General features: G+C 34.0%; 15 protein-coding genes and 1 tRNA gene. 2 read left to right on the top strand and 14 right to left on the bottom strand.

Annotated features, from left to right (window positions below; translation table 11 throughout):
- Positions 1-236: IS3 family transposase (locus A9G38_RS11730; protein WP_141671661.1), on the top strand; the 236-nt coding region annotated here is incomplete at its 5' end.
- Here the strand turns inward: A9G38_RS11730 and A9G38_RS07540 are convergent.
- From A9G38_RS07540 to A9G38_RS07495, 10 genes are all read right to left on the bottom strand, one after another.
- On the bottom strand, positions 195-617 hold the full coding sequence (locus tag A9G38_RS07540; RefSeq protein WP_065623212.1) for an integrase arm-type DNA-binding domain-containing protein: 423 nt from the start codon (positions 615-617) through the stop codon (positions 195-197). The genes A9G38_RS11730 and A9G38_RS07540 overlap by 42 nt on opposite strands.
- A 183-nt stretch (positions 618-800) precedes the next feature.
- Positions 801-876: transfer RNA gene (locus tag A9G38_RS07535), tRNA-Ala, on the bottom strand.
- A 125-nt stretch (positions 877-1,001) separates the two neighbouring features.
- A complete protein-coding gene (secF, locus tag A9G38_RS07530; protein ID WP_051634228.1) occupies positions 1,002-1,997 on the bottom strand; it encodes a protein translocase subunit SecF in 996 nt (331 codons plus the stop codon).
- Between the two features lie 15 nt (positions 1,998-2,012).
- Positions 2,013-3,869 carry a protein translocase subunit SecD gene (secD, locus tag A9G38_RS07525; protein WP_080702337.1) on the bottom strand — a complete coding sequence of 619 codons (1,857 nt, stop codon included), beginning with the start codon at positions 3,867-3,869 and terminating at the stop codon, positions 2,013-2,015.
- 68 nt (positions 3,870-3,937) lie between these two features.
- Complete coding sequence (gene yajC, locus A9G38_RS07520; RefSeq protein WP_034912418.1) at positions 3,938-4,270, bottom strand: preprotein translocase subunit YajC; 333 nt, start codon at positions 4,268-4,270, stop codon at positions 3,938-3,940.
- A 186-nt stretch (positions 4,271-4,456) separates the two neighbouring features.
- On the bottom strand, positions 4,457-6,193 hold the full coding sequence (locus A9G38_RS07515) for an NADH-quinone oxidoreductase subunit N (protein ID WP_051634227.1): 1,737 nt from the start codon (positions 6,191-6,193) through the stop codon (positions 4,457-4,459).
- A gap of 6 nt (positions 6,194-6,199) precedes the next feature.
- Positions 6,200-7,744 carry a complex I subunit 4 family protein gene (locus A9G38_RS07510; protein ID WP_034912415.1) on the bottom strand — a complete coding sequence of 515 codons (1,545 nt, stop codon included), beginning with the start codon at positions 7,742-7,744 and terminating at the stop codon, positions 6,200-6,202.
- 17 nt (positions 7,745-7,761) lie between these two features.
- Complete coding sequence (locus A9G38_RS07505; RefSeq protein WP_034912412.1) at positions 7,762-9,609, bottom strand: NADH-quinone oxidoreductase subunit 5 family protein; 1,848 nt, start codon at positions 9,607-9,609, stop codon at positions 7,762-7,764.
- Positions 9,606-9,908 (bottom strand): NADH-quinone oxidoreductase subunit NuoK, encoded by a 303-nt coding sequence (nuoK, locus tag A9G38_RS07500; RefSeq protein WP_034912410.1) that lies wholly within the window; start codon positions 9,906-9,908, stop codon positions 9,606-9,608. Before nuoK ends, A9G38_RS07505 begins: the two co-directional genes overlap by 4 nt.
- 1 nt (position 9,909) lies before the next feature.
- A complete protein-coding gene (locus A9G38_RS07495; RefSeq protein ID WP_034912407.1) occupies positions 9,910-10,401 on the bottom strand; it encodes an NADH-quinone oxidoreductase subunit J family protein in 492 nt (163 codons plus the stop codon).
- A gap of 345 nt (positions 10,402-10,746) precedes the next feature.
- On the opposite strand from A9G38_RS07495, the gene ppc reads away from it, so the two are divergent.
- Positions 10,747-13,398: a phosphoenolpyruvate carboxylase gene (gene ppc / locus A9G38_RS07490; RefSeq protein WP_034912404.1), complete on the top strand. Its 2,652-nt coding sequence runs from the start codon at positions 10,747-10,749 to the stop codon at positions 13,396-13,398.
- Positions 13,399-13,421: 23 nt separating this feature from the next.
- On the opposite strand, the gene A9G38_RS07485 is transcribed toward ppc, so the two are convergent.
- The 4 genes from A9G38_RS07485 to nudB form a co-directional block, all read right to left on the bottom strand.
- A complete protein-coding gene (locus A9G38_RS07485; protein ID WP_034912401.1) occupies positions 13,422-14,486 on the bottom strand; it encodes an SEL1-like repeat protein in 1,065 nt (354 codons plus the stop codon).
- A gap of 121 nt (positions 14,487-14,607) precedes the next feature.
- Positions 14,608-16,071 (bottom strand): 4-hydroxy-3-polyprenylbenzoate decarboxylase, encoded by a 1,464-nt coding sequence (gene ubiD / locus A9G38_RS07480; protein ID WP_034912396.1) that lies wholly within the window; start codon positions 16,069-16,071, stop codon positions 14,608-14,610.
- 92 nt (positions 16,072-16,163) lie between these two features.
- A complete protein-coding gene (locus A9G38_RS07475) occupies positions 16,164-16,580 on the bottom strand; it encodes a hypothetical protein (protein WP_034912393.1) in 417 nt (138 codons plus the stop codon).
- An 11-nt stretch (positions 16,581-16,591) separates the two neighbouring features.
- Positions 16,592-17,044 carry a dihydroneopterin triphosphate diphosphatase gene (gene nudB, locus A9G38_RS07470; RefSeq protein WP_034912390.1) on the bottom strand — a complete coding sequence of 151 codons (453 nt, stop codon included), beginning with the start codon at positions 17,042-17,044 and terminating at the stop codon, positions 16,592-16,594.
- Between the last annotated feature and the right edge of the window lie 3 nt (positions 17,045-17,047).

The raw sequence follows: 17,047 nt of genomic DNA, 5'->3' as shown, positions 1-17,047 counted from the left end.
GTTTAACAGCATTTGGAATTAAACGGTCGTTAAGTCGCAAAGGCTGCCCCTATGATAACGCAATTGCAGAAAGCACATTCAAAGCAGTGAAAACAGAATTTGTGTCAAATACTATTTTTGATTCACTGGCGCAACTTAAATTGGAATTTAATCACTATGTGGATTGGTTTAATTATAATCGACTTCATTCAACATTAAATTACCAGTCGCCGATTGAATACAAAAGAAATCGATGACCTTATCTTTTTGGTACTAAAATGTGTGGACATACCAAACCAATCAGCGGCTACCTTTTTAAAGGTGCTAGTAATTTCGTCATGCTTACGTTGTTCTTGTTCTGCTTTGTGCTCTTGAGGATCTACACCTTGCTTTATTAATTCTCGCGCTTCATCTCGTTGTTTTCGCGCTTGCTGTAGTGAAACCTCAGGATAACTACCGAAGCTAATTAATGCGCCCTTTTTGGTATATGGACGCGTATACTTAAAACGCCAGATTTTAGAATTATTCGATTTAACTAAGAGATACATACCACCGCCATCAAATAAAGAGTAATCTTTATCTCTTGGTTTGGCGGCTTTTATTTGGGTGTCTGTTAATGGATGTGTTTTCCTTGCCATAATTATTTTAGGTATACGATATATAGGTATATTGCGTCTGTATACCTAAGCATATACCTAAAAATTATGGTTGTAAATGTACCTTACTGATACTTAATGGGCAATGAAATAGACTTTAAGGCTTGTTATTACTGGGTTTGGTGTACTTTATAGGGTTTAAAAGAATGTTACTGATTATTGAATTGGTGGAGCCAAGGGGGATCGAACCCCTGACCTCAACGCTGCCAGCGTTGCGCTCTCCCAGCTGAGCTATGGCCCCAAATGAAAGGGATAAAACTGTGGCTAATAATATGCAACTAAACGATAAGTGTCAATTAGTTTGGTACTATTTGTTTGAAAAACAGTCTAATAAAACTCTGCCAATTAATGGCAGAGTTCACATAACTAACGCAATATTGAAGGTTGATTTGCCCCTTCTGCTTCAATTTTAGGGGGCATAAAGTGTTCACGTTTTACGCCTAATTTGAGTGACATATACGCAGCAACATAAATTGATGAGATTGTACCAAGCACAATACCAACGCCTAATGTTTCAGAGAAACCTTTTAACATTGAACCACCGAAAATATAAAGAATAACGACCACTGCAAGGGTTGTACCTGACGTCATCAAAGTACGGTGCAATGTTTGTGTTAACGAGATGTTGATAACATCGTAAGGATCTGCTCGTCGAATCTTTCTAAAATTCTCACGAATTCGGTCGAAAACTACAATGGTATCATTGAGCGAATAACCAATTATCGATAACATTGCAGCAATGATAGTTAAATCTAGTTCTCGTTCAAATAATGATAGATAACCTGCGGTGATGATAACATCATGCGCTAAGGCAACAACCGCACCAGTACCAAATCGCCATTCAAAACGAAAGGCAATATAGATTAGAATACACACTAATGCGGCACAGATTGCCAATATACCATCTTGGGCAAGTTCAGAGCCTACTGTTGGTCCTACAAATTCAATACGTTTGATTTGAGCATCGGCATCAATATCTTTATGTATTAAATTGGAAATTTTTGTACCTAGTGCATTATCAATAGCAGATAACGTACTACCATCTTTTTGTTTAGCTGAAGGTAATCGAATAATGATATCTTTACTACTACCATAATATTGCACTATCGGCTCATGATAACCCGCATCGCGTAAACTGTTACGAAGGTCATCAAGGTTAACCACTTTTGTTACGGTGAGTTCTACTGTCGTACCACCAGTGAAGTCTTGTCCTAGGTTAAATCCTTTAATAAAAATAACCACAAAGGATGCGACTACCAATAACATTGAAATCACAAAAGCAATAAAGCCAAATTTTAAAAAGTCGAGGACTCTGCGACCATGATTTAAATCTCTAACATCATGATTTTCTTTTTTATTAATAACCACAATAAACCTCTAAATTGATAACTTATTAACACGGCGTCCGCCATAAATAAGATTGGCTAATGCACGAGTACCAACAATCGATGTAAACATTGATGTTACAATACCGATGCCTAGTGTAATGGCAAAGCCTTTAATTGAGCCTGTACCAACAGCATAAAGAATAATAGCTGTAATTAATGTAGTTAGGTTGGCGTCAAAAATACTGCTCCAAGCACCAGCATACCCTTCATTAATTGCATGCTGAACACTACGTCCATTGCTAAGTTCTTCTTTTATTCTTTCATTAATCAGTACGTTGGCATCAACAGCCATACCAACGGTTAACACAATACCCGCAATACCTGGCATGCTTAGCGTTGCCCCAGGAAGTAAAGACATTGCACCAACAATTAAAATTAAGTTAGCAACTAATGCAAGGCTAGCAAATACGCCAAACAGACGATACATCACTAACATAAAGATGACTGAAATCGCTAAACCCCATGCGCAAGATTCTAACCCTTGAGTTATATTTTCTTGCCCCATTGATGGTCCAACAGTGCGCTCTTCAATGATTTGAATCGGAGCAATTAAAGCTCCTGCACGTAATAATAATGATAAATTTTTAGCTTCATCAATATTACCAATACCCGTTACCTGAAAACGGTCACTGAAAATACCTTGAATCGTTGCTACATTGATAACACGCTCTTGTTTTTCAAGAATTGGTTTATCGTTTTCATCACGTTTACCAGTGTCTTTGTATTCAACAAACAATGTTGCCATCGCTTTATGAAGATTTTTTTGGGTAAAATCAAACATTCTTTTACCCCCCGAGCCATCAAGAGTAATTGCAACTTCGGGTTGGCCATATTGATTAGTACGATATGAAGAATCAGTTATATGATCCCCTGTTAATACAATACGCTTATAAAGTAGTACTGGGCGGCCGTTCTCCATATATTTAATTTCTGAGCCATAAGGAACACGCATATCACCCTTTAAGATAGCTGGCAAGTTAGGAGAGCTTTCTTCATTAACTTGTCTAAATTCAAGTGTTGCTGTTGCTCCCAAAATGCGTTTAGCTAATGCTGTGTCTTGTATACCAGGTAATTCAACAACTATACGATCTGCTCCTTGGCGTTGAACAATTGGTTCAGCTACACCCAACTGATTAACACGATTTCGTAAAATTGTAGTGTTTTGTTGTACAGCATCATTTTTTGCTTGTTGTAACCGTTGCTCACTGACATTAATTACAATAGTATTATCACTTTGAGAAACAACTTTGAAATCTTGTATACCGTTGATCTTAGTGATAGCTTTATTGCGATCTTCAGTATTGTCAAATTGTATTAAAATTTGCTGATTACTATCTTTACTGATCGTTTTATAATTTAATTTGCTATTAGTAAATTCGGTTTTTATGTTTTCAATAGATTGTTCAGTGAGTTTACTTAATGCGGTTGTCATATCAACTTCCATTAAAAAGTGAACACCACCGCGTAAATCGAGACCAAGCTTCATTGGTTCTGCACCTAACACCGTAAGCCAAGTTGGTGTTGCTGGTGCTAAATTTAATGCAACGATATACTGCTCACCTAATGCTTCGGATATAATTTCTTTTGCTTTAAGCTGTGTATCGTTATCACCAAGACGAATTAAAATAGACTTATTTTCATAAACTATTGATTTTGGTTTGATATGATTATCAGTTAAAAGTTTTTTGATTTTATCTTGCGTAGCAACGTTAATTTCAGCAGTATCTGATCCTGAAATTTGTATAGCAGGATCTTCACCATAAATATTTGGAAGTGCATAAAGAAGGCCGAGGCAAATTACGACGACCAACATAATGTACTTCCACAAAGGATAACGGTTTAACACGACATATTCTCTTGTGGTATTAGGTAATTAATACAATGAACAATAATAGCGAATAAATACTATTTCTATTATAGTGATTTCATTGTCCCTTTTGGTAAGACTGATGTAATAAAGTCACGTTTGATCACAACTTCAGTCGTATCATTTAATTCTAACGCAATGTAACCATTTTCGTTAACTTTTGATACACGACCAATAAGTCCACCATTAGTTAACACTTCATCACCTTTTGAAATAGAAGCCATTAGATCACGATGAGCTTTGGCACGTTTTTGCTGAGGTCGCATAATCATAAAGTAGAAAAATAGCCCAAAAACTACTAACATGATTAGTAAAAAATAAGGATTGCTTTCAGTGGCTTGCCCATCAATAGCATAAGCATTAGAGATTAAAAAGTCCATACTGGTCCTCTTGATTAAAATAAATTTTAAAGGTCGGAATTATAACATAATAAATTAAGCTATTATTAACTATTTCTTGTCAAAAAGTTTCAGGTAACTATGCGTTCTAGTATAAAAACGAAGCATTCAATGCTACCTAGGCTGATATAATTCCGCCAATAAAACGATGTGGCAGATAAATGTTAATTAGGTGGTCAAATATTGCGCCATACTGACTAAATTAAATAGCCATTTAGGGTATATTCCACAAAGCATCGTCAATAAGGCACATAACACAATGATTAATTCACTTATTCTAATATCAGTCCATTTTAATTTAATTGAAGATTTGCTTGATATTAGATCATCACGACAAACAGGTCTTATATAAAGGTTTATAATTAAGCGAGCATAGAAGTAAAGACCTAATGCACTGCCAATAACAACGGCAGCGACTAACCACCATAATTCGGCTGTTACACCTAATAACACCAGTAAAAATCGTCCAACAAATCCCGCAGTTAAGGGAGTTCCCGCTAAAGATAAAAGTCCAACTCCCATGGCTAATGCTAGGATTGGCCTTCGCCAAAATAGTCCTGATAGGTCAATTTCGTTTTCATGATCTTGAAGTTCATCAGAGTGTGAATCTAAACTGATCGCGCCTAAAATACAGATATTAGCTAAAATATAGCCAATTAGATAAACACCAATAGTTTCTAATGCTAATACTTGATATTGCACAGCTATTAAAGCCGTTAATAAATAACCAAAATGTGCTATTGATGAATAAGCTAATAGTCGCTTTAAACTACTTTGCATTAGCGCCAATAAGTTGCCCCACAAAATAGAGCAAAACGCCATAATAACTAAAATAATACGAATAGTTTCATTGTTAACAATAGGTGCCAATAAAAATAGTCTTGCTATAGCACAAAAAATTGCAACTTTTCCGACTGTTGATAATAATAAGGCGACTATTGTTGGTGCACCTTGATAAACATCTGGTAACCAAAGTTGAAATGGTACAAGAGATAATTTAAAACCAATGCCGACTAGCATTAAGCACACACCTATCAATAATAATAAACTTGGATAAGATATTGTTGAGAGTTGATAGCTTAAACCACTAAAAGTGAGTTCTCCGGTAGTTGCATAATAAAAAGCAATCCCCATTAATAAAAACACGCTGGCGATAGCAGATAAAATCATGTATTTAACTGCTGCTTCCAACGAATGAGTCTGCGTATATTGATAACCAATTAATCCAACAAATGGAATAGATAACAGTTCGATCCCAATAAAAAATGCAATTAAATGGCTTGAGTAAACAAGTGTTACACCACCTAATGCCATGAAAAGTAAAATTAAATAAAATAATCCATGATGATTCTGTTCTTGTTTAAACCAGCGATAAGCAAAACATGCAACGGAAATAGATATCATTAAAATCAAACTGGTGTAAAGTAGCCCATAGCCATCACAAGTAAATAGAGCTGTGATATGGTGTGCTTTCCACTCATCTGTTGACTCGTCATCAATATTCGAATTATTCACAACATTAGAATTAATATCGATATTTTTATTGTCAATGCTATTATTTTCGGTATTACTATCAATATTTATAGTTTCATCTTCATTAGATGATTTGGTCGTTTCTGTAGACACCGTATCAATTGCAATAGTTTCTTCACTCGATCGAGTTTGTTCTTTAGCGGACTCCGAAATCGATGCTGATATTTGCATATTATCACTGCTGATATTAGTAATAGCTTGAGTGCTAAAAGAAATTTTATATCCAACCATCACAGAGCAAATTAAAGCACAGGTTAATCCGCATACTGTTAAAATAGCACATCCTTTGGTACTTAATTTAAAAGCAAATAGTAAAGCTAAAAAAACGATGATGGCTAGACTTAATACAAGAATGGGTGATAAAGCTATCATAGGTTATTACTCCCCTACCCGCTCTGTGGTTATGTATTGTTGTGTTTGATTCACGACAGAATAAGACATATCTAAAACCACTTGAGGATATAAACCGATAAAAATAAGTACACTTAAAATAGTTGATAATAATAAAAGATCTTTCTTACTAAGCCGGCATTTTGTTGCAGCTCCTTTATCAACTACACCATAAAAAATTGGCTGTATACGTACAATAAATGAAATGGACAGTAATAATAAACCAATTACTAGCAAAATTGTATAATAGGAAAAAGCATTATAACTACCAAGCAACATCATATAATTCCCAATAAAATTAGCCGTACCAGGAATGCCTAACACTGCCAATATAAAAAACAGAGTAAAAGAAGATAAATAAGGCACTCTTTCTTTAAGCCCAACAAATTGATTTATATTTCGCGTTGAATAACATTCAACTAATAATCCACTAATTATAAACATGCCGACGATTGCCAAATTGATGGCTATCATTTGAATAACCACACCTTGATAAGCAAGAACAGAACCACTATAGATTATTGCAGTTACAAATCCCATTAAAGCAATATGAATATAAGCTATTAGCTTTTTAATATCAGTTTGGTTAAAAGCAAGTAAAGCAGCATAAACAACCGTAAGTAATGCAAATGCTAACATTAACGGCATAATAATGATTGATGCATTAGGAAATAGTGGTATAACAAAACGCAATAAGCCAAATGCAGCTGTGTTAAGTAATAATCCACTAATCATCATTGAGCCAGTTGTTGAAGATTCGATATGGGCTTCAATAAACCAACCATGAAATGGAATAAATGGTATACGAACAATAAAAGCAGCTAAAAATCCTAGCATAATTAAAAATTCAGTATAACTTGAAATTGGCGTTTTGGTTAATTCTTGATAATCAAACGTCCAATGTCCTGTTAAATTCCAGTTAATCAAAGCTAATGAAACTATCGAAATTAGCATAAGTAAACTGCTCACTTGAGTATAAATCAGGAATTTACTTGCACCATTAAAACGCAATTGCGAACTTGAATCTCGTCGTCCCCATAAGGAGATTAAAAAATAGATGGGGATTGCTACAGCTTCCCAAAAGAAAAACATTAAAAATAAGTCAGTGATTACAAATAACATCATGATTGCCGATGTCATAAATAATAGACATAAGTAAAATAGACCAAGATTGTTTAAGCTTTCTTTACTAGAATAGATAATAGTCAATAATACAATAAATAAGGTTGAGGTAATAACAACCATAGATAAACCATCTAAGACAAGATGAAAACGAATTCCTAATAGAGGGATCCATTCTAGATTAACTTCTTTTACCCAATTTCCCCCTTGATTTAATATAGATATAGCATCTATCCATAATAATATTGACATCAACAATGTAAGAAAAATAGTAATAAAAGCTACAATTATTGGTAATTTTGACCAACGCATTTGTACATTGACAGAAACAACGCCTCTTTGTAAACATACATGGCATAACCAACCAATAAATCCGCCTATTACAGGTAAAAAAACGAGCCATAATAACATGAATGATTACACCTTTATTAAATAAAAATCAGTAGCATTAATATGAAAATGCTACCTATAACCATCGAAACCATATACCACCGAATTTGCCCATTTTCTAGATCAACGGTGAACGCGTTTACTTTTTTGATCCCCCTCATTATCCAATTATCCCAAAAAGCTAGTGGATCTTTTTTCAAAAAATGGGCTAAATAGACATAAGGTTTAACAAATAAAGTATGCAATAAATAATCATAATGCCAATCACTATTACATAAACGTAAAAGGAATTTAACCATTGGTGTATTTAGAATTTCTTGTACTTCGCTATTTGGATGAGCATATAAAATATAAGCAATCAAAAAACTCAATCCAGTCACTGCTGCTAGCAGTAGCTGAAAAGGTAACTGCCCATTAGTATCTAACTCAGCTATCGGAATAATACCTTGAGTAGGTAATGGGAAATAGATAAATAAAGCTGTAGTAAATATTAATAAGATGAAAATTGGTAAATAACTTAACCACTTGGTTTTAGTAAAATCATACTGTTTTTGTTTACGATAAAAAACCATTGAAATTAAGCGCCAAATACCTAAACTAGAAAGTAAAATACCAAACAAACCAATGGTTCCTAATATCAATTTATCTTGAGTCATTAAACCCAATATGATATCGCCTTTAATATAAAATGATGATGAAACCCAAGGCATAGCACTAAGTGATAGCATGATTAACAAAAATATCGCATATAACATCGGAAACGTTTTAATTAAACCACCTAATTTACTGATATCTCGTTCACCTTGACATTTCTTAATTAAAATAGATGAAGCTAAAATTAGCAATGTGCTTGTTACGACATAATTAATTAAGCAATTAAGAGATAAACTCCAACTTTTTGTTGAAAAAGCATAAAATAAATAGCTAATTTGCGTTAAATTAATATATGTAACAATTCGTTTAATATCATACTGCACTAATGCAATGGTGCTAGCAAATAATATAGTCAATGATGAAATCATTGCTATAATAGCAAGAACATCGCTCGACATCATAAACAAATCACTAAGTCTTAAAACTAAATAGACACCAGCTAAAATTACTGTTGAAGATTGCAATAAAGCCATCGCAGGCATTGGAGCTAATGTTGTTTCAGCAAACCATGAATGCATAGGAAATAGTGCCGACTTGCCCATTGCCCCAAGGAATAGCATTAGAGTAATCCAAAATATGATATCAGAATCAACAGCCAAATTATCATGTGCTTGCGTCAAAACGTCACGGATATTTAATGTTTCTAGAGTTTGATACAGTAAAAATATACCAATAATTAGAAAAATATCAGTTAAATGCATAATCACAAATGCTCTAACTGCAGCATAACCATTACGAGGCTGTTTATAGTAAATACCAATGAGCAAGTATGCACTTATACTCAAACCTTCCCAACCCATTAGCATAACAAACAAATTATTGACCAATATTATAGTTAATATGCTAGCAATTAATAAATTACTGTAAGCATAAAAGGTGTAAATATCTTTTTTTGAAGTTAAATCACAAGCTGCAAAAAAATATACCCAAAAACCAAAAAATGAAATCAACGCTAAAAAGGTTAATGATAATCCATCCAAGGTTAAGGAAATAGGTACTGAAAAGTCACCTACCGAAAACCAATTCCACAGTGGTCGAGTGTAAACTAAGGTCATATCAGGTACTGTATTTGAACTAAAATCGATACAAGAAAATACAGTAATTAATGCTATTATCAGCATAGTAGTAATACCAATAATTATCACATTAATTGATCTGATATGTCTCCCTAAGCTCACCAATACTAAAAAAGAAAATAAGGGAACAATAATAGTTAAATAAAGTAAATTCATCCTTTCATTTCACTCAATGAGTCAATATTAAATGTTTTTCGACGGTAAAATAGTTTTATCATCAATGCAAGACCGACACAAACTTCGGCTAAGGCAGTTATTACTGCTAAAATAGCAAGTACTTGCCCATCAGATTGTTGCCAATAGCTACTTGCTGCAAACAACGCAACTATAACCCCATTATTCATAATAATAAGACTAAGTAATAAAAAATAGAAATGGCGTCGAATCATTATTCCTAACAAACCAATCACAAATAAAATAGAAGCAAGAATAAGACTATGTATGAGTGGAATCATATTATTTCTCCAACATAAGCCGATGCATAAAATGATAAGCAATCACAACTGCGCCCAATAGTAAAAACAGTGCCAATTCAGCTATCAAAATGTATGCATATTTAGACATTTCATGCATTAATTCATGAGACTCTTTCAGTTCTGAATAGTCAGTACTTACTACACTATAAATTAGGGCGACTAATAATACAAACGCTAAGACAAGTGGACCTAACCAGATTTTAGGACTAATTCCCTGTTTGTGGTTTTCAACATTATCATCTTTAATTTTCAAAATTGAAGCGACAAGTAAAAAAAGAGTTACCGATCCACCAATAAACAGTAAAATATATAAAATAGCTGAATAATATGTATTAAGTAGAATAAATATTAATGCTGAAGCAAAAAGTGAAATAACAAGATATAAAATTGCTTTATCAACACGTAAACTACTAATTACTTTTATACTAGCAACGACAGCAATAATCGACGCGATATAAAAAACAGCAATCATTAAATAATCCAATGTGTATTCATAATATAGCTAGTATATACCCAAATGATATCAAGATACAGTTTAGTACTGTATTCATAAAAAATAATCCTGTTAAATAAGTTTTCTGATGAATATTTCTAATATTAAATAAACATTCGAAGTCTAATTTTTCATGCTAGATATAATTAAAACAACTAAAAAAAATAAAAACCATAAAATTTTATTATTTAAATTCAAAATTAAATTGTAATAAAGTATAACTTATGCACATTAATCAACATTATACCTATCCCATTAAATTGTCATTTTGATTCATACAGCTTAAAGGTGCTTAGGCATAATAAAATCGAAGACGAGAAAATCATGAATAACCAATACTCATCAATGAGAAGTAATGTCAATATGTTAGGTACTTTACTAGGCAATGCGATCAAACGTGCTACAGGCAATGAAACATTTAATTTAGTTGAAATGATAAGACAATTATCAAAATCAGCTCAACAAGGAGATACTCAAGCTCATAATGAGTTACTTAAATTAATTGAAAATCTTAACGATGACGATTTATTACATGTTGCACGGGCATTTAATCAATTTTTGAATTTGGTCAATACAGCTGCTGAGTATTATGGTATTTCACCCCATGGGGAAGCGTCTAGTAGCCCTAAAAAAATGACCGAATTATTTAGCACACTAAAAAACCTTAATTTTTCAAATCAAACTATTACAAAAGCAATTAATGATTTATCAATTGAATTAGTGTTAACCGCACATCCGACCGAAATTAATCGCCGAACGATGATTAACACTTATACAGCTATAAATAGCTGTCTATCACAACTGGACCATGATGATTTAGCTGACTACGAAATTGAGCGTATTATGCGACGTTTGAAGCAATTAGTTTGTCAGGCTTGGTATACTGATGAAATACGCAAAAAACGCCCTACTCCGATTGATGAAGCTAAATGGGGATTTTCAGTCATTGAAGATAGCTTATGGAATGGTGTACCGCTATTTTTACGTGAACTTAATGACCAATTAGTTGATGCGTTTGATGAACAATTATCGGTTGATCATGTCCCTATTAAATTTACCTCATGGATGGGGGGAGATCGTGATGGTAATCCAAATGTCACAGCAAAAATAACAGAAAAAGTCATGTTACAAGCCAGATTAAAGGCAATTGAGTTATTTTTATCTGACATTCAAATACTTGTTCGTGAGCTTTCAATGACGGAATGCAGTAATTCGGTCATTGAACTGTTAGATGAAAAAAACAAAAACGTTTCAGAGCCATATCGAGCTGTAATGAAGCAGCTACGAACACGTTTAATTAAAACTCACAACTATATTGAAGCTTTATTGAATAATGAACCTATATTAGCACCTTGCGATATTTTGATTAAAAATGAGCAGTTGTGGAATCCACTTTATGTATGTTATGAATCATTAATTGATAATGGAATGTCAACAATTGCTCATGGACCATTGTTAGATACACTGCGTCGTATAAAAAGCTTTGGGTTACAATTAGTCAGATTAGATATCCGTCAAGACAGTTCAGTACATACAGAAGCGCTTGACGCATTAACCAAAGAACTTAACTTAGGTAGCTATGCTCAATGGTCTGAAGAAGAAAAACAAGCGTTTTTATTAGCAGAATTACAATCAAATCGACCATTATTACCTTACAGTTGGCAACCAGATCAAATGGTTCAAGAAGTATTAGATACTTGTCGTGTAATAAAGAAAGCGGGCGAAGAATCAATTGCCTCTTACGTAATATCAATGGCTAAAGCCCCTTCTGATATTTTAGCGGTCTATTTATTATTAAAAATCGTTGACTGCCACAAACACATTCCCATAGTACCGTTATTTGAAACTCTAGAAGACTTAAATAATGCTAAATCAGTCATGCAAAAACTACTGGATATCCCTTGGTATTACAATAAAATTCAAGGTAAACAGATGGTAATGATAGGTTATTCTGATTCGGCTAAAGATGCAGGTACTTTTTCCGCGTCTTGGGCACAATATCGGTCACAAGAGGAATTAGTTAATTTATTTGAAAAATATAATATCAATTTAGTGTTATTTCATGGACGAGGAGGATCAATTGGTCGAGGGGGCGCACCAGCTCATGCCGCACTGCTTTCGCAACCACCAGGATCATTAAAAGGAGGACTTAGAGTTACTGAACAAGGTGAAATGATCCGCTTTAAACTTGGTCTACCAGAAGTGGCTCTTAGTAGTCTTATGCTTTATACTTCTGCTATTTTACAAGCCAACTTATTACCACCACCAGCACCTAAACAGGAATGGCGCAATATTATGGATGAAATGTCAGAAATTTCATGCCATTGTTATCGTAGTTATGTACGAGAACGTTCTGAATTTGTTGATTATTTTAGAGCAGTAACACCAGAGGTTGAATTAGCCAGATTACCACTAGGCTCAAGACCACAAAAACGCCGAACAGGTGGAGGGATTGAAAGTTTACGTGCTATTCCTTGGATTTTTGCTTGGACACAAAACCGTTTAATGGTGCCATCTTGGCTCGGAGCAGGTAGTGCACTTAGAGCTGTTATTGGAGAAGGCAGACAAAACATTCTTAAAGAGATGTACCACAATTGGCCTTTCTTTAATGCCCGATTAGGTATGCTTGAAATGGTTTACGCAAAATCTGCACCAAATATTCACCAATATTACGAACAACGTTTAGTCAATCCTGCATTATGGCCATTAGGTGAAGAATTAAGAAATTTGCTAACCCAAGATATCAATACAGTATTAACTATTACTGATGATATTAGCCTAATGGCTGATTTACCTTGGATAGCGCAGTCGGTGGCCTTACGTAATACTTATATTGAGCCATTAAACTTGTTACAAGTAGAGTTACTGAGTCGTTCACGAAAAAACAACGATAATGATAATAAAAACATCATAGTTGAACAAGGGCTAATGATCACCATTTCAGGAATCGCAGCGGGTATGAGAAACTCTGGATAAATTAAAAAAGGCTAATGCCTTTTTTAATTTTCTGGTAATAATTGTTCTAAATAAGCTTTAGCGTCTTGATCTCCTTGCTCGCTAGCTTTAGTAAACCAATAAATAGCACGCTCTTGATCTTTATCCGTACCTTCACCTTCTAGATATTTAACACCTAAATTATATTGAGCATCAACACTGCCCTGCTCTGCAGCTTTTAGATACCATTCAACGGCTTTTTCCTCGTCTTTAGGCACTCCTCCACCTACATCATACATCACACCAATATTATATTGAGCATCAGCATTACCAGCTTCAGCGGCTTTAGTGAACCAATATGCCGCTTGCGTATTGTCCGGTTTAGTTCCTGTACCTGTTACATACATAATTGCTAAATTGTACATCGCTAATACATGGCCATGCTCTGCCGCTTGTGTATAAAAATAGCTAGCTGCCACATAATCTTGGGTTAAACCATCGCCATTTTCAGACATTAACCCCAAATAATATTGTGCTTCTGGAATATTATCTTTAGCTGCTTTACTAAACCAATCAGCTGCCGTCATGCGATCTTCTTTTACGCCATCACCAAAAAAATACATAATACCAAGATTTAGATAAGCGTCATAAATACCTTCATCACCAGCCTGTGTAAAATAATCAATCGCAGTCGGTATGTTTTTTTCTACTCCATTGCCTTCTTTATACATTAAAGCTAAATTATATTTAGCTAATGCATAATTTTGATCTGCCGCTAATTTAAAATATTTAAATGCTTCATTTAAATCAGGTTCAGTACCTAAACCACTTTGGTACATAAATGCTAAATTATTTTGTGCTTTGGCAAGCCCTTGTTCAGCCGCTTTTTTATACCAGAAAAAAGCTCGAACATCACTAACCTCAACACCTAATCCTTGTTTATAAATATTTCCTAATGAGTACTGAGCTTCTGAGTTCCCTTTTTCTGCAGACAAACGTAAAGAAGGGAGCAATGAATCTGACGCTTTAAGCTTTAATTGAGTATCATCTGATTGCGTCTTATAATTTGTAGCCATTGCACTATAAGAAATAGATAACAATAGTACTAACAATATTTGAATTTTTTTCATATTTTTTAATTATTATAGCAATTTTAATAATTATACATAAATGCAATATAAGGGAATAGTTTTTGTTTAATTCTTATTTGGACTATTTTATTTATACAATTAATATTGATTAAAGATAATTCTATAAACCTAACTCATCCCAAATTTCGTCAATATGGGCAATGACTTTTGGATCTTTCTTAATTATCTTTCCCCATTCACGATTTGTTTCACCTGGCCATTTATTGGTAGCATCTAAACCCATTTTAGATCCTAATCCTGATACAGGTGAAGCAAAGTCTAAATAATCGATCGGTGTATTATCAATAAAAGTCGTATCCCGATGAGGATCCATACGTGTCGAAATAGCCCACATTACATCTTTCCAGTCACGTGCATTAATATCATCATCACAGACAATTACAAATTTGGTATACATAAATTGCCTTAAATACGACCAAACTCCCATCATAACTCGTTTAGCATGACCTGGATATTGCTTTTTAATAGTAACAATCGCAATACGGTATGAACATCCTTCTGGCGGTAAATAAAAATCAACAATTTCAGGAAACTGCTTTTGTAAAATTGGAATAAAAACTTCATTCAAAGCAAGTCCCATGATTGCGGGTTCATCTGGTGGTCTACCTGTATAAGTTGAGTGATAAATCGCATCTTTCCGGCGAGTTAAGTGCGTTACGGTAAATACGGAAAATTGCTCAACTTCATTATAATAACCTGTGTGATCACCATACGGACCTTCTGATGCTAACTCATTAGGATCAATATAACCTTCAAGAATTATCTCTGCACTAGCTGGAACTTCTAAATCATTCGATAACGATTTGACTACCTCTGTTCGGCTACCACGTAATAATCCAGAAAAAGCATATTCAGGTAGAGTATCTGGCACTGGTGTCACTGCACCTAAAATGGTGGCTGGATCAGCTCCAATAGCAATACTAACTGGAAATCTTTCGTTTGGGTGTGCTTGTTGCCATTCGGCAAAATCAAGTGCACCACCACGATGTGACAGCCAACGCATGATCAATTTATTTTTTCCTAAAAGTTGCAAGCGATAAATGCCCACATTTTGTCGATCTTTATAAGGACCTTTAGTAATAGTCAGTCCCCAAGATAACAGAGGTGCTACATCTTCGGGCCAGCAATGCATAATAGGTAAACGAGTCAAATCCACCTCATCATCCTTAAAAATCACCTCTTGGCATGGTGCTGAAGAACGATGTTTGACAGGCATATTTAGTACTTGTTTATACTTAGGTAATACATTAAAAAATTGCCGTATGCCCTTAGGGGGTTCCGGTTCACGTAAAAATGCCAATAACTCACCAATTTCACGCAAAGCTGAAGTATCTTCACGCCCCATTCCCATTGCAACACGTTTAGCGGTACCAAACAAATTACATAAAACAGGCATATCATAACCAATCGGATTTTCGAATAATAAAGCAGGGCCTCCATTACGTAAAACACGATCAGCAATTTCGGTCATTTCGAGATAAGGATTAACAGGAAAAGTAATTTTTTTTAATTCACCTTGTTGTTCAAGATAATCTAAAAAATCTCTAAAATTTGAAAAATTCATTTATTACTACTCCCTGTTACTTAATAGTCTTTAGTTAACCAAATCCTAAAATCATTTTTAATACTTAATACTAATGTAGCTTTGATATTTAACTAGTCTGCATCAAAGTTTTCACTATATATAGGTACTTGTTTATTTTGATTACACTCAACTATTTTAGGTAATAAGGCATCAAATTGTTTTTTATCGATTTCAATAAATTTATCTTGCTCAGCTTGATAAAATAAAAATTGTTCAGATTGATCATCAAATAGAAACGAGGCTATCCAGTCATTTCGATCATCACTATTTTCATTAGCAAATATCTGAATAATACTATTTTCACGTTTTTCAGGTTGATCATGTAATTTATAATCAATTATCTTCTCTGATATTTTAACGTCATACTCATCAAAAATAATATAATCATTTTGATTAGGTTGACACTTTGTTATATTTATATCGGCATTACAAGTTGGTACAAAAAAACATAAGCAGGACAACGCAACGGCATATAGGCTTAATTTCATTTTCAAACCTCTTAATTAGATTTAATCAAATTGTGAATATTACCAATAGCTTCACTGTTATTTGGAGATAAAGTAAGATTGATTGCTTCATCAATTGTTAACCATTGATAATCTAAATGCTCAGTAAGTACTGGTATTATCTCATTAATAATAGGCAGATAAAACCAATGTTCTTTATTTAGCTTAACTTCTGGTGCATATTTATGTCTAAATTGCGGGAAAATATCAAATTCAACGGAATACTTTGCATCAATTAACTCAAGATTTTGCCCTATAATATCAATGCCTGTTTCTTCAAAAACCTCACGAATTGCTGTTTCTCGTGGTAGCTCATTATTTTCCATACTACCTGTTACTGATTGCCAAAAACATGGGTCGTCTTGGCGCTGTAACATAAGACAACGGTTTGTTATCTGGCAGAAAATCACCACCAGAACAGATTCAGGTTTTTTGAATTTTCGCATCAA

Source organism: Gilliamella sp. Imp1-1 (assembly GCF_001690415.1).
In the GTDB taxonomy this organism is placed as follows: Bacteria; Pseudomonadota; Gammaproteobacteria; order Enterobacterales; family Orbaceae; genus Gilliamella; species Gilliamella bombi.
Note: the sequence above shows the minus strand (reverse complement) of the source record. Positions and strands in the feature narration are given on the sequence as shown.